At 70.8% G+C, this 12,550-nt stretch carries 15 protein-coding genes; 2 read left to right on the top strand and 13 right to left on the bottom strand.

The window, feature by feature from the left end; translation table 11 throughout:
* Nucleotides 1-23: 23 nt before the first annotated feature.
* Genes ACQP2T_RS25210 through ACQP2T_RS25185 form a run of 6 tightly spaced genes read right to left on the bottom strand, consistent with a single transcriptional unit; the run spans nt 24 to nt 4,275 of the window.
* Complete coding sequence (locus ACQP2T_RS25210; protein WP_433518503.1) at nt 24-911, bottom strand: diacylglycerol/lipid kinase family protein; 888 nt, start codon at nt 909-911, stop codon at nt 24-26.
* A 17-nt stretch (nt 912-928) separates the two neighbouring features.
* Nucleotides 929-1,783: a twin-arginine translocase subunit TatC gene (tatC, locus tag ACQP2T_RS25205; protein ID WP_433518502.1), complete on the bottom strand. Its 855-nt coding sequence runs from the start codon at nt 1,781-1,783 to the stop codon at nt 929-931.
* Nucleotides 1,784-1,816: 33 nt separating this feature from the next.
* Nucleotides 1,817-2,137 carry a Sec-independent protein translocase subunit TatA gene (gene tatA / locus ACQP2T_RS25200; protein ID WP_433518501.1) on the bottom strand — a complete coding sequence of 107 codons (321 nt, stop codon included), beginning with the start codon at nt 2,135-2,137 and terminating at the stop codon, nt 1,817-1,819.
* Nucleotides 2,138-2,165: 28 nt separating this feature from the next.
* On the bottom strand, nt 2,166-2,366 hold the full coding sequence (locus tag ACQP2T_RS25195; RefSeq protein WP_433518500.1) for a hypothetical protein: 201 nt from the start codon (nt 2,364-2,366) through the stop codon (nt 2,166-2,168).
* Entirely contained in the window at nt 2,363-3,328 is a 966-nt protein-coding gene (locus tag ACQP2T_RS25190; RefSeq protein WP_433518499.1) for a helix-turn-helix transcriptional regulator, read from the bottom strand. Before ACQP2T_RS25190 ends, ACQP2T_RS25195 begins: the two co-directional genes overlap by 4 nt.
* On the bottom strand, nt 3,325-4,275 hold the full coding sequence (locus ACQP2T_RS25185) for a helix-turn-helix transcriptional regulator (RefSeq protein WP_433518498.1): 951 nt from the start codon (nt 4,273-4,275) through the stop codon (nt 3,325-3,327). The genes ACQP2T_RS25190 and ACQP2T_RS25185 overlap by 4 nt, the downstream gene beginning before the upstream one ends.
* 96 nt (nt 4,276-4,371) lie before the next feature.
* Between ACQP2T_RS25185 and ACQP2T_RS25180 the strand changes: the two genes are divergently transcribed.
* Nucleotides 4,372-5,412, top strand: a complete 1,041-nt coding sequence (locus tag ACQP2T_RS25180) for a DUF3866 family protein (RefSeq protein ID WP_433519829.1) — start codon at nt 4,372-4,374, stop codon at nt 5,410-5,412.
* On the opposite strand, the gene ACQP2T_RS25175 is transcribed toward ACQP2T_RS25180, so the two are convergent.
* Both ACQP2T_RS25175 and ACQP2T_RS25170 read right to left on the bottom strand, forming a co-directional pair.
* Entirely contained in the window at nt 5,358-5,837 is a 480-nt protein-coding gene (locus ACQP2T_RS25175; protein WP_433518497.1) for a DUF3291 domain-containing protein, read from the bottom strand. The two genes, ACQP2T_RS25180 and ACQP2T_RS25175, sit on opposite strands and share 55 nt — an antisense overlap.
* Nucleotides 5,838-5,870: 33 nt before the next feature.
* The gene (locus ACQP2T_RS25170; RefSeq protein ID WP_433518496.1) at nt 5,871-6,512 is read right to left on the bottom strand and encodes a helix-turn-helix transcriptional regulator; all 642 of its coding nucleotides are present in this window, start codon (nt 6,510-6,512) and stop codon (nt 5,871-5,873) included.
* 104 nt (nt 6,513-6,616) lie between these two features.
* Here ACQP2T_RS25170 and ACQP2T_RS25165 point away from each other — a divergent pair, with 104 nt between their 5' ends.
* Nucleotides 6,617-7,399 (top strand): GNAT family N-acetyltransferase, encoded by a 783-nt coding sequence (locus ACQP2T_RS25165; protein ID WP_433518495.1) that lies wholly within the window; start codon nt 6,617-6,619, stop codon nt 7,397-7,399.
* Between the two features lie 22 nt (nt 7,400-7,421).
* Here ACQP2T_RS25165 and ACQP2T_RS25160 read toward each other — a convergent pair whose 3' ends face one another.
* From ACQP2T_RS25160 to prcA, 5 genes are all read right to left on the bottom strand, one after another.
* The gene (locus tag ACQP2T_RS25160) at nt 7,422-8,318 is read right to left on the bottom strand and encodes an FKBP-type peptidyl-prolyl cis-trans isomerase (RefSeq protein WP_433518494.1); all 897 of its coding nucleotides are present in this window, start codon (nt 8,316-8,318) and stop codon (nt 7,422-7,424) included.
* A 79-nt stretch (nt 8,319-8,397) separates the two neighbouring features.
* Nucleotides 8,398-9,336, bottom strand: coding sequence for an FKBP-type peptidyl-prolyl cis-trans isomerase (locus ACQP2T_RS25155; RefSeq protein WP_433518493.1), 939 nt, complete (start codon nt 9,334-9,336; stop codon nt 8,398-8,400).
* A gap of 74 nt (nt 9,337-9,410) precedes the next feature.
* Nucleotides 9,411-10,769, bottom strand: coding sequence for a Pup--protein ligase (gene pafA, locus ACQP2T_RS25150; protein ID WP_357649547.1), 1,359 nt, complete (start codon nt 10,767-10,769; stop codon nt 9,411-9,413).
* Between the two features lie 141 nt (nt 10,770-10,910).
* Complete coding sequence (locus ACQP2T_RS25145) at nt 10,911-11,426, bottom strand: hypothetical protein (protein WP_433518492.1); 516 nt, start codon at nt 11,424-11,426, stop codon at nt 10,911-10,913.
* 309 nt (nt 11,427-11,735) lie between these two features.
* Nucleotides 11,736-12,536, bottom strand: a complete 801-nt coding sequence (prcA, locus tag ACQP2T_RS25140) for a proteasome subunit alpha (RefSeq protein WP_433519828.1) — start codon at nt 12,534-12,536, stop codon at nt 11,736-11,738.
* Between the last annotated feature and the right edge of the window lie 14 nt (nt 12,537-12,550).

Here is a 12,550-nt window from a genome sequence, read left to right as displayed (position 1 = left end):
CACGCGCCTTTACGTTGTAGATCTCAGGTGATGACCCGCAGCGCTCCCGGCTGGATCTCACACGTGATGGGGCTCGGCCCGATCCGCTCCCCGTCGGCGTAGGCCACCACGTCGGGCGCCTCCAGCCGGACGCTCCGCACCCGCCTGACGGACACGGCCCGATGAGAGACGTGCGAGCCCCGGTAGACGCTCGGGAAGACCCGGACGAACTCGGCCGTCGACACCGCCTCCAGGATCATCACGTCGAGCAGCCCGTCGTCCGGCCGGGCGTCGGGGCAGACCCGCATCCCGGCGCCGTAGGAGGAGGTGTTGCCCACCGCGACCAGCATGGCCTCCCGCTCGATCGGCTCGCCGTCGTCGAAGGTGACGCGGAAGGGTATGGGCCGGAAGCGCCGCAGCTCCTGGACGGTGGCCAGCAGGTATCTGGCCATCCCCGGCGGCCAGGTGAGCCCGTTGGCCCGCTCGTTCACCCGGGAGTCGAACCCGCAGCACACCACCCCGGCGAACAACTCATCGGCCCGGCCCGCCCGGACGCGGGCGGCGTCGACCAGGCGGGAGCGGCCGCGCAGCACCGTACGGGCCGCCGCGATCGGGTCCTTGCGCAGCACGCCCAGGGCGGTGGCGATGTCGTTGCCGGTGCCCGCGGGGATGATGCCGAGCGGCACGTCCGTCCCGGCGACGGCCTGCACGGCCAGATGGACCAGGCCGTCGCCGCCGAAGGCCACCAGGGCGTCGGGGCGCTCGGCCACGGCGGCGCAGGCGCGCTCCAGCGCGTCGGCCGCGCTGTCACCGACGATCACCGACACCTCGGCGCCGCCCGCGCGCAGGCGCCGGGCCACGGGTCCGAGCAGGCGCACCGTCCGGCCGCCTCGGGCGGCGGGGTTGACGAGCAGGACGAGTTGAGGGGCCACGCCCCGGAATTTATCGCCTATCGGTCCGCATCGGAATCCTGCTGTTCCAGTGGTGACGCCTCGTCGTCGGACAGGTGGGAGAAGTTCTCGCCGGCGGGCAGTCGCCGCTCGCGCAGGTACATGAACAACTCGGCCGCCGCGAACAGCACGATCATGGGTGCGGCCAGGGCCATCATCGCGAAGGGATCGCCACCCGGTGTGATCACGGCGCCGAACACGAACATGATGAAGATGACCATGCGCCGGTGCTTGGCCACCGTCGCGTGCGACAGCGCCCCGATGACGTTGAGGAACACCAGGAAGAGCGGCAGCTCGAAGGACACCCCGAAGATGGCGATCATGATCAGGACGTAGTCGAGATAGTCGTCGATCGCGATGGTGGCGACGGTGTCGTCGAGCGAGAAGCCCAGCAGGAAGCCGAGGCTGGTGTGCATGATGATGTAGGCCAGCACCGCGCCCAGGGCGAACAGCGGGATCGCCAGGGCCAGGAACACCACCGTGTGGCGCTTCTCGTTGCGGTAGAGCGCCGGTGTGACGAACGCCCAGATCTGGTAGAGCCAGACCGGCGACGCCAGCACCAGGCCGATCATCGCGGACACCTTCAGCGTGATGAAGAAGGACTGGAAGATGCCGTTGTAGGTCAGGCTGCAATGGCCGGTGAGCTGCTTCGACTGGAAAGTGTCGCAGTAGGGGGCCTTCAGGATCGCCCACACGGGGTCGAAGAAGATCCACCCGATGACGATGCCGACGACCACCGCGATCGTCGCGATGAGCAGCCGGTTACGCAACTCCCGCAGGTGATCCATGAGCGGCATGCGGCCCTCGGGATCGCGGGCCGAACCTTCTCCGCTCGACTTCTTGAGCAGCGCCATCTAGCAGTCCCAGGAGTGCGAGGAGGGGCAGGGTCAGGCTTTCTTCTCGGCGCTGGCACGCAGCTTGGCGGCCTGCTCCTCCAACTGGCGAGCCTGCTCCTCCACCGACAGCGCGGGCGCGGCGTGGATGGGCTGCGGAGGCGCGGGCTGCGGCTGGGCGGTCGTCTGCGTCGCCGTCTCGACCGTGGCCGGCCGGTCGTCGTAGTCGTCTTCGCGCAGCTTGGCCGTCTCCGACTTGAAGATGCGCATCGACCTGCCGAGGCCCCTGGCCATCTCCGGCAGCTTCTTGGCGCCGAACAGCAGGACGAGCACACCGGCAATGATCAGAAGCTCAGTAGGTCCGAGGTTACCCATGAAACGTCCTTTTTGAGCGATTGCTGTTTCAGCCACGATCGTACGCTGCCGGAGGGTTGGTCTCATCCCCCCGGTGCCTCAATCTGGCCCGCCGCGGCTCGAGCTGGGCCCGCGCCTCGGCGACTTCACTGCTCAGACTACGCGCGGCGGACAGGAGTCGTACACCCGCGACCCCAAGCGCGGCCAGCCCGGCGACGCCGAGCCCGGCCGCCACGAAGATCCAGGTCATGTCCGGTGAGCGTAGCGGCTCAGGGCCCGCTCGGCCTCTTCCCGCACCCGCTCGGCCATCGCGGGCGGCGAGAGCACTCTGCCGGTGTCGCCGAGGCGCAGCGCCAGCTTGAGCAGCCAGTCCTCGTCGCGGGCCCGCAGCGCCACCCGCAGGCGCCCCTCCCCCAGCTCGGTGACCTCCTCGCACGGGTAGTACTCGGCCACCCAGCGCCCGGCGGCGGTCACCTCCAGCTCGACCAGCTCGTCGGTGGGCGAGGGCCGGAACACGCCCTGCGCCACGTCGATCGGCTCGGCCTCGGCGGGCGGGTCGGCGGCCACCTCGAGCACCTCGACGCCGAGCATCCGGTCCAGCCGGAACAGCCGCATCGCCTCGGCCCGGTAGCACCAGCACTCCAGGTAGGTACGGCCGTCGACGACGACCAGCCGCATGGGGTCGACCTCGCGCGGCGTCACCTCGTCGCGGCCCGGCACGTAGTAGCGCAGCGACAGGCGGCGCCGCCTGGTCAGCCCCTCGCGCACGCGCAGCAGCGCGTCGGGGGTGGCGTCGACGTCGACCGCGACCTGGCTGCTGACGGCCGCCGCGCCCTCCCCGGCGGCCCGCTCCAGCTTGGCGACCACCCGGGGCAGCGCGTCACCGGGCACCTCGGCCAGCTCCGGCATGGCGGCGAGGATGCGCAGCGCGACCAGCAGCGCGCTGGCCTCGTCGATGCCCAGCCGCAGCGGCCGGGCGATGGTGTCGGCGTTGTCGATGAGGATCTCGCCGCCGTCCCACGACACGTCGATCAGGTCGCCGGGCGTGTGCCCCGGCAGCCCGCACATCCACACCAGCTGCAGGTCGTCGATGAGCTGCTTCTCGCTCAGCCCGAACACTTCGGCCACCTCGCCGAGCTGCGCGCCCGGGTGCGACATCAGGTAGGGCACCAGCGCGAGCAGTCTCGGCAGCCGGTCGGCGGATCCACTCACGCCAGCGCTCCCTTCAGTCGGCGGATGACGGCCTCGCGGGCGTCGGGCGGGCCGACCACCTCGACGTCGGCACCCAGGCTGGCCATCCAGCCGGCCAGCCGTTCGGGGTCGGTGAAGCCCAGCTCGACCTCGTCCCACCCGTCGCCGCCCGCGCGCACGGCCGTGGACAGCTGCCGCAGCCCCTCGCAGGCGCCTTCCCGTACGCGGATGACGGCCGTGCGCCCCTCGACCGGCTCCTCGGGGAAGCCGACCATGGCCCGCAGGTCGACGCCGGGCGGCACCTCGACCGAGCCAGGCCGGCCGACAGTGGCGACCTGCCCGGTGATGCGGCTGAGCCGGAAGGCGCGCGGCGCGTCGCGGCCGCGGTCGAACCCGGCGAGGTACCAGCGGCCCCGGCGGCTGACCACGCCCCACGGCTCGACCGTGCGGCTGCGCACGCTCTCGCTGCCGGCGCTGCGGTAGTCGAAGCGCACCAGGCGCCGGTCACGCACCGCGTCCCACAGCGCGGGGAAGGCCGGGTCGCGGGTGTCGAGGCGCAGCTCCAGCGCCCCTGCCCCGATGGTCTCGTCGGTGGCCACGCCGCCCGCGCGCAGCTTGAGCAGCGCCCCGGAGGCGGCCTCGGCGAGGCTGGCGCGCTGCCACACCTGCGCGGCCAGGCCGAGCACGGCGGCCTCATCGGCCTCCAGGGTGATCTCCGGCAGCTCGTAGGACTGGCGCTCGATGCGGTAGCCGGGCTCGTCCTCCCACGGGTCGCGCACCACGTCGATGGGGATGCCGATCTCGCGCAGCTCGTTCTTGTCGCGCTCGAACATCCGCTGGAACGCCTCGTCGCCGTCGCGGTCATAGCCGGGGACGGCCTGGCGGATCTGCTCGGCCGACAAAGGGCGGCGGGTGGCGAGCAGGCAGATCACCAGGTTCAGCAATCGCTCGGTCTTGCGGCGCGACATCCTGCCTCACTCCTCCTTCAACGACGCTACCCTGCCCGAGTGATCAGATGGCGCAAGGGCGAGGTCGTGCGGATCCGGCGCGAGTGGCCGGGAGCCATGGAACTGGACGTCGCCGTCTCCGGAGGGGACCACCAGCCGGGCCTCGAACCCGGCGGGACGTACCGGGCACTGGCCTATCCGCTCCTGGTGGGCCGTCCGGAACCCGGCGACGAGGTCCTGCTCAACACGACGGCACTCGCGATGGGTCTCGGTACGGGAGGTTACGCCATGGTGGTGGCAGTCCCGAACCGTTTACCGGAAGATCCGCAGGGACCCGGGCACCTGGTGAAGGCCCGCTACACCCCGTTGCAGGCCACCGTGCTCGGCGCCGACGAGCAGGACTCGCCCTTCCACGAGATCCTGCGCGAGGCCGACTCGGTCGACGGCATGCCGGTGGTGGTCGCCGACCTGCACTCGGCCCTGGCGCCGATCCTGTGCGGCCTGTACGAGGCGCGCCCGGGCGTACGCGTGGCCTACGTGATGCAGGACGGCGGCGCGCTGCCCGCCTGGTTCTCGATGGCCTGCGCGAAGTTGCGGGAGATCGACTGGCTGGCCGGGGTGGTGACGGTGGGACAGGCGTTCGGCGGCGACGTCGAGGCGGTGACCGTCCATACCGGCCTGCTGGCCGCCAGGCACGTGCTGGAGGCCGACGTGGCGATCGTCACGCAGGGGCCCGGCAACCTCGGCACGGGCACGCGGTGGGGCTTCTCGGGCGTCTCGGCGGGCGAGGCGGTCAACGCCGCCGCGGTGCTGCGCGGGCGCCCGGTGGCGGCGCTGCGGGTGAGCGAGGGCGACCTGCGCGAGCGCCATCTCGGCGTCTCGCACCACTCGCTCACCGCCTACGGCCGCGTGGCGCTGGCTCCGGCGCGGGTGGCGGTGCCGCTGCTGCCCGGGGAGTTCGGGGAGCGGGTCAGGGACCAGGCCGAGCTGCTGGCCGTCCGGCACGAGCTGGTGCCCGTGCCGGTCGGCGGCCTGCACGAGGCGCTGCGCGACTCGCCGGTCAGGCTCTCGACGATGGGCCGGCCCCTGGAGGAGGACCTGGCCTACTTCCTGGCCTCGGCCGCGGCGGGCAGGTGCGCGGCCTCGCTGCTGTCGTAGGAGTCCTTGTACGTGAACGCCTCGGGGCTGGGTCCCTCGGCCTTGAGGCGTTCCAGGCGCGCCATGCCCTCGGCGAGGGTCGGGATGTGACCCTCGGGGATCCACCACATCACCATGTACGGCTCGGCCATCCGCAGGAACCACTCCCTGCGGCGGCGCAGCACGTCCAGATGGGCGCTGCGGTAGACGTAGTTCCACAGTGAGTCGAGCGACTCCCACACCGAGAAGTTGAGCAGCAGGTGGTCGCCGTAGTCGTGCGTGAGGGTCGCGGTCGGATCCTCGTCGCTCTCCTTCATCCGCCACACGAATCCGGGATAGCCGTCGGCGAGGGTGTTGATGGGCTCCAGCGCGGCGACGAACTCGGCCAGCTCGGGGCTGTCGATCGGGGCGCGCATGTGGGCGATGTTCAGCTCGGCTAGATGCATGACGCCCAGCACACCACCCTTCGCTCTTCTATGTCAATCTTCTTTTGTTTTAGAAAGCGCCACGCAGCACTCGCCCGGCCGCGGATCCAGCCGGGCCCGCCCGGGATCGTCGCCGAGCCCTTCGAGCACCCCCTGGCACAGGGCCAGGTTCATGGAGCACACGAGCAGCGGCTGCTCGTGACTCAGCACGTGGAAGGGGCAGTTGCGCATCCGCAGCGTGCCGCCGTCGGCGTAGGGCTCGTAGCCACGCTCGCGCAGCACCGCCTCGACGGGCTCACTTCGTCCCCGGCCCAGCCGCTCCCCGGCCGCGCGCGCCGCCTTCTCGGCCGCCTCCTCGGCGCCGAGGGAGTCGACGACCTCGGCCAGCACCGAGGCGAGCGCCACGTAGTCACGCGGCGGCAGACTCACCGACCGCTCTCCCCCGGCCCTACGGTAGACCTTCGCGGGCCGCCCACTGCCTGGCCCCTTCTTCTCCTGCTGCCTGAAGGCGCTCTCCAGCAGCCCGGCGTCGACGAGCTTGTCCAGGTGGTGCCCGGCCAGCGTCCTGGACACCCCGGTGAGCTCGGCCGCCTCCCCCCGGCCCAGATCCCCGCCGCTGCCCGCCACGGCCTCGTACAGGCTGCGCCGCACCGGATCGTGCAGCAGCGCCAGGGCCTCGAGGTCGTCATCGCTCACAGCGGGAGTCTAGGCGCCCCTCTCCACCGCGAACCGCACCGCCGTCTCCACCGGCGACCGCACCGCCATCCTCCGCCGGAGGCCGCACCCCCTAGGCTTTTCCCGTGAGCGAACCCTCCCCCCTCCTCGCCGCCTACGACCGCACCAGGCTGCGCGTCCCCGAGCGCCCCGCCGACGGGCTCGTGTACGAAATGGACGGCCCACTGCTGCGCGTCACCGGCAGATTCCGCGGCTTCGTCGAGGGCCCACCCGTGCTCGGCGTCGAAGGCGCCCCGCTGGACGCGCTCATCGCCCGCCAGCGCGACCACTTCGCCGCCCGCGGCGAGGCCGTGGAGTGGAAGACCCGCGCCCACGACCTGCCCGCCGACCTGCCGGACCGGCTCGTCCGCGCGGGCTTCACGCCGGAGGAGCGGGAGACGGTGCTGGTCGGCGTCGCCAAGGAGATGCTGGACGCGCCGCCCCTGACCGCGGGTGTGACCATCCGCCAGGTGACCGCCGACGCCGACCTGCGGGCCATCGCCGCCATGGAGTCGGCCGTCTGGGGCGAGGACTGGAGCTGGCTGGGCGAGGACCTCATCCAGCGGGTCACGACCGATCCCGGCGGCATCGCCGTACTGGTGGCCGAGGCGGACGGCCGGGTGGTCTCGGCCGCCTGGCTGGTGCACATGCCCGGCACCGGCTTCGCCGGGCTCTGGGGCGGCTCCACGCTGCCGGAGTGGCGGGGCCGCGGCATCTACCGCGCGCTGGTCGCCCGGCGCGCCCAGCTCGCCGTGGCGGCCGGGGTGGACCATCTCCAGGTGGACGCCTCGGACGACAGCCGGCCGATCCTGGGACGCCTGGGCTTCCACACGGTGACCACGACCACGCCGTACGTCTGGACGCCCTGAGCCGCCCGCTTCCCAGGCCGTCTCAGTAGGCGGCCAGGACGTCCACCACGAAGACCAGCGTGTCGGCGGCGCGGATGCCGAAGCCGGGCTGCCCCGTGGGCCCGTACCCGTAGGCGGGCGGGACGATCATCAGCACACGGCTGCCGACCGGGACGCCCACCAACGCCCGGTCCCAGCCCTTGATCACACTGCCGTCGCCGATCGTGAACGCCTTCGGCTGCCCGGTGCTCCAGGTGGCGTCGAAGATCCGCCGCTGCCCCCAGATGGCCCCCTCGTACTGGGTGACCAGCAGTTGCCCCGCCCGCGTACGGCGGCCCGTCCCCTTGGCCAGCACCTTGGCGGCGAACCGGCGGGGCGGCGCGGTCGCGGGCACCGACAGCCCCGGCCGGGCGCCGCCGCTCACCCGCACGCCCGCCATCGACCCGGCCCGCCCCTTGACCGAGGCGTTCTTCGGGTGCGCGCCGAGGATGTCGATCACGTAGAACAGGTCGTCGCCCGAGCCGACCCCCTGCGGCGGGTTCGCGCCGAAGCCGTCGGCCGGCGGGATGGCGGCGATCACCCTGCTGCCCACTTTGCGGCCCCGCAACGCCAGGTCCAGGCCGGGCATCAGCCGGCCGACCGGGAAGGCGGCGGGGGCGCCGCGGTTGAAGCTGGAGTCGACGAGCCGGTTCTCCCCGCCGTCCCAGACATGCGCGGTGTACTGGACGATCGCCACGTCGTCCTTGCCCAGCTGCGCGCCCTTTCCCTCGGTGAGCTGGTCCACCTGCAGTCCCGCCGCCGGCTTGCCGGCCGGGAAGACGATCGTGGGCTTGGCGCCGAACCGGCCGCCCACCTTCAGCTCGGGGTCGCCCGTCTCGGTGCCGGTGCAGGCCGTCAGCAGGGCCAGCGGTAACAGCAGCACGGCGGTACGGCGGCGCATCGGACCCCTCCCGAGCGGGCGGCCCGGCGACGGTGTCGTCGCCGGGCCCGGAGATGCTACCGCGTTATCAGATCACCCGTCAGTAAGCCGACAGCACGTCCACCACGAACACCAGCGTGCTGTTGGCCGGGATGCCGTTCTGCTCCTGCTTGCCGTAACCGAGGTCCGGCGGGATGCTCATCACGACCCGGCTGCCGACCGGAACCCCGGCCAGGCCCTTCTGCCAGCCCTGGATCACGTTCGCGAGCGGGAACGAGGCCGGCTCACCCTTGGTCCAGCTGGAGTCGAAGACCTTGTCGGTGCCCCAGATCTTGCCCGTGTAGTGGGCGACCACGGTCTGGCCCTGCTTGACCTTCGCCCCGGTGCCCTGGATCACGGTCTTGACCACGAGGTCCTTGGACGGCTTGTCCTTGGTCTTGGTGGTCAGCTCGGGCGCCTTGTCACCGCCCGGGTTGACGACCTTGACACCCTTGATGCTCTCGCCGACCTCCTTGCCGGTGGCCGCCTTCAGCGCCTCGGGCGGCGCCCCGACCACGTCCACGACGAACACCTTCGTCGGCTGCGGCTGCTGGCCCTGCTGCTGCTGAGCGGCGTCGGCGGCCAGCACGGCCAGCACCCGGCCGCCGTGCTTGACCTTGGAGAAGCCGTCCTGCAGCACCTGCGGCAGCTGCTGGTCGACCGCGATGGTCTCCGGCGCCTTGGAGTCGTAGGAGGAGCCTTGGAAGGCGTTCTGCTTGCCGTCCCAGTTGTAGACGGTCAAGTTGATGATGATCTTGTCGCCGCTCTTCACCTGCGGGCCCGTGCCAGGGGTCAGCACCTCGTAGGAGGACTTGGTGGCGGGCGAACCGGCGGGGAAGGTCACCGTGGGCTTGGCGCCCACATTGCCGGTGACCTGCACCTTACCCGGAGCGCTGCTCGCGCTGGCGGCGGCTCCGTTGGCACCCGAGTCGGAGCCGCCGCACGCGGCGGCGAAGAAGATCAAAGGCACGGCGGCCAGAGCGGCCAGAGCGCGGCGCATGGATTTCCCTCGGAAAGACGTCAGATTCGCGTCACCCTATCCGACAACGAAGTAGGGCCGTGGTAAACCAGTCGCTACATTCCGGCGATGAGCTTGTCCACCCGCTCGTCGACGCTGCGGAACGGGTCCTTGCACAGCACCGTGCGCTGCGCCTGATCGTTCAGCTTGAGATGCACCCAGTCGACGGTGAAGTCGCGCCGCTTCTCCTGCGCCTTCCGGATGAACTCACCCCGCAACCGCGCCCTGGTCGTCTGCGGCGGCACCGACTTGGCCTCGAAAATCTTCAGGTCGGACGCCACCCGCTCCACCGAGCCGCGCTTCTGCAGCAGGTAGAACAGGCCGCGCTTGCGGTGCACGTCGTGGTAGGCCAGGTCGAGCTGCGCCACCCTCGGCGACGACAGCGGCAGGTCGTACTTCTTGCGGTAACGCTCGATGAGCTGGTATTTCGTCACCCAGTCGATCTCGCGCGCCACCAGGTCGAGGTTGCCGGTCTCGACCGCGTGCAGCGTCCGCTCCCACAGCTCCAGCACCCGGCGCGCGATCGGGTCGCCGCCCCGCCGGTCGACGAAGTCCTTGGCCTTCGACAGGTATTCCTGCTGGATCTCCAGGCTCGACGCCTCACGGCCGTTGGCCAGCCGCACCCGCCGCCGCCCGGTCATGTCGTGCGAGACCTCGCGGATGGCCCTGATCGGGTTCTCCAGCGACAGGTCGCGCATCACCGTGCCCGCCTCGATCATGCGCAGCACCAGGTCGGTGGCGCCGACCTTGAGCAGCATGGTGGCCTCGCTCATGTTCGAGTCGCCGACGATGACGTGCAGGCGGCGGAACCGCTCGGCGTCGGCGTGCGGCTCGTCGCGCGTGTTGATGATCGGCCTGGACCGGGTCGTCGCCGAGGAGACGCCCTCCCAGATGTGCTCGGCCCGCTGCGACACGCAGTAGACCGCGCCGCGCGGCGTCTGCAGCACCTTGCCCGCGCCGCAGATGATCTGCCGGGTGACCAGGAACGGGATCAGCACGTCGGCCAGCCGGCCGAACTCGCCATGCCTGCCGACCAGATAGTTCTCGTGACAGCCGTAGGAGTTTCCCGCGGAGTCGGTGTTGTTCTTGAAGAGGTAGATGTCACCGGCGATGCCCTCTTCGCGCAGCCGCTTCTCGGCGTCGACGAGGAGTCCCTCGAGGATGCGCTCGCCGGCCTTGTCGTGGGTGACGAGTTCGATGACGTTGTCACACTCGGGTGTTGCGTATTCAGGATGGCTGCCCACGTCGAGGTAAAGACGTGCGCCGTTGCGGAGGAAGACGTTGCTCGATCGGCCCCAGGACACGACCCGCCGGAACAGGTAGCGCGCGACCTCGTCGGGGGACAGCCTGCGCTGTCCCCTGAACGTGCAGGTCACGCCGTACTCGTTCTCCAGCCCGAAGATGCGACGATCCATCACCTCACACTATGCCCACGGATCGTCAAGCGGGAGGGATCTTCCCCGTGTTTCCCTCACGCGCTCTCGTCCGTCTCGCGAGGCGGCCCCACCCGATGGTCATGGCGGCGTCATTCGCCGCTCGTACGGCCGCTTGGGGCGTCAGGGGGTGTAGATCTCCTGGACCTGGACGATCTCGCCCTTGTAGACCGTGATCAGCGACGGGTGGGCGTTGTTCTTGTGCCGCTTGATCAGGACCGACCGCGAGCAGCGCTTGCTGCCGAGAGCGTCCTTCTTGCCGACCGTGAGGTCGCCTTCGGCCACCTTGCAGCCGAACGCCGACAGGAACACCACGTTCTTGGCGATCCGCGAGGAGTAGGCCATCACCTGCCCCTGGGGCGGGGTGACGAACTGCCCCTCCGTCACGGTGCCCTTCTTCCACTTGACCGGCGTGTACTCGGCGGTGTCGCCGCTGAGGTGCGTGATCTGGCCACGCAGGATGCCGTCGTGGCGGGGGGAGATGTGCTTGGTGAAGTCGTGCTTCGGGTCGGCCTGGAAGGTCGTGCCGAAGGTCTTGGGCGCCTTGAACTTCGGGAAGCCCGTGGTGGCGGCGTTCGCGGCGGTGGCGGCCGTAAGGACGACGGTCGCGGCGGCGGCGCCCGCGAGGAGGGTACGCATTGGGTTCTTCACGCCTTCTGAGATCCTCGTTCCCGCTCGACGGTTCGCCCAAATACGTGTGAACCAGGTCACACTCCCCCAGGGGCTCGCGGACCGCCTCGTGACGGCCCGCGACCCCCCGTCCAGCCGGGCCTGTACGGCAAAAAGCTCGGGCGGGCGAAGATCGCCCGCCCGAGCAGGACGAGATCAGAGCACCCGAGCCACGCACCGCCGGAGCGTTGGCCAGCGGACGGCTCGTTGACCATAACCGGCCGCGCACTCCCGGAGCGTTGGCCATCGGCTCATCGCGCACTCCCGGAGGCGGTGGGCCTAGAGCGGCGGCGAGCCGTCGTCGACGTCGCCCTCAGGACCGGTCGGAGGCGGGGTGTCGGAGCCGGCGTCGGATTCGAGCGGAGAGCCGCCGGCGGCGGGCGGAGTGGCAGCGGGCGGGGTGGCGGCGAGGAGACGCTCCAGGCGCGGCCCAGCGAGCCGCTGGAACTTGCGGTGCTCGCGGTTGCGGTCCAGCACCGCCACCTCCAGCTGCCCCACCGGCGGGCGCTCCCCACCGGGCTCCGTGAGCGCCGTCAGCGCCACCTCCAGCGCGGCGGCCAGCGGCATGCCCTCCCGGTAGCCCTCCTTCAGCCGCGTCGCCACCGCCTCCGCCTGACCGCCCATCGCCGCGAAGCCGTGCTCGTCGAAGACCGACCCGTCGAACGTCAACCGGTAGATCGCGTCACCCTCCGGCGTGTCACCCACCTCGGCCACCACGACCTCCACCTCGAGCGACTTGATCGACTCGGTGAAGATGCGGCCCAGGTTGGAGGCGTAGAGGTTGGCCAGCCCACGACCCGTCACATCGGAGCGGTCGTAGGTGTAGCCGTTGATGTCGGCGTAGCGGATGCCGCCCAGCCGGAGCTCCTCGAACTCGTTGTAACGACCCACCGCCGCGAACCCGATGCGGTCGTAGATCTCACTGACCTTGTGCAGCGCCCGCGACGGGTTGGGCGCGACGAAGAGAATGCCGTCCTCGTACTGCAGCACGACGACGCTGCGACCCCGCGCGATGCCTTTGCGCGCGTAGTCGGCCTTGTCCCGCATGATCTGCTCAGGGGACGCATATCCAAAAGGCATGGACACGGATGGGG

Source organism: Nonomuraea sp. CA-143628 (assembly GCF_050942315.1).
Lineage (GTDB): Bacteria > Actinomycetota > Actinomycetes > Streptosporangiales > Streptosporangiaceae > Nonomuraea.
Note: the sequence above shows the minus strand (reverse complement) of the source record. Positions and strands in the feature narration are given on the sequence as shown.

What these genes read in the sequence shown, in the direction of transcription:
- ACQP2T_RS25160 (WP_433518494.1), bottom strand. Translation starts at nt 8,318, where the DNA reads ATGCGCCGCCGTACCGCCGTGCTGCTGTTACCGCTGGCCCTGCTGACG.
- ACQP2T_RS25175 (WP_433518497.1), bottom strand. Translation starts at nt 5,837, where the DNA reads ATGCATCTAGCCGAGCTGAACATCGCCCACATGCGCGCCCCGATCGAC.
- ACQP2T_RS25180 (WP_433519829.1), top strand. Translation starts at nt 4,372, where the DNA reads ATGGAACTGGACGTCGCCGTCTCCGGAGGGGACCACCAGCCGGGCCTC.
- ACQP2T_RS25195 (WP_433518500.1), bottom strand. Translation starts at nt 2,366, where the DNA reads ATGACCTGGATCTTCGTGGCGGCCGGGCTCGGCGTCGCCGGGCTGGCC.
- ACQP2T_RS25145 (WP_433518492.1), bottom strand. Translation starts at nt 11,426, where the DNA reads ATGCGTACCCTCCTCGCGGGCGCCGCCGCCGCGACCGTCGTCCTTACG.
- tatC (WP_433518502.1), bottom strand. Translation starts at nt 1,783, where the DNA reads ATGGCGCTGCTCAAGAAGTCGAGCGGAGAAGGTTCGGCCCGCGATCCC.
- ACQP2T_RS25155 (WP_433518493.1), bottom strand. Translation starts at nt 9,336, where the DNA reads ATGCGCCGCGCTCTGGCCGCTCTGGCCGCCGTGCCTTTGATCTTCTTC.
- pafA (WP_357649547.1), bottom strand. Translation starts at nt 10,769, where the DNA reads ATGGATCGTCGCATCTTCGGGCTGGAGAACGAGTACGGCGTGACCTGC.
- prcA (WP_433519828.1), bottom strand. Translation starts at nt 12,536, where the DNA reads ATGCCTTTTGGATATGCGTCCCCTGAGCAGATCATGCGGGACAAGGCC.
- tatA (WP_433518501.1), bottom strand. Translation starts at nt 2,137, where the DNA reads ATGGGTAACCTCGGACCTACTGAGCTTCTGATCATTGCCGGTGTGCTC.
- ACQP2T_RS25185 (WP_433518498.1), bottom strand. Translation starts at nt 4,275, where the DNA reads ATGTCGCGCCGCAAGACCGAGCGATTGCTGAACCTGGTGATCTGCCTG.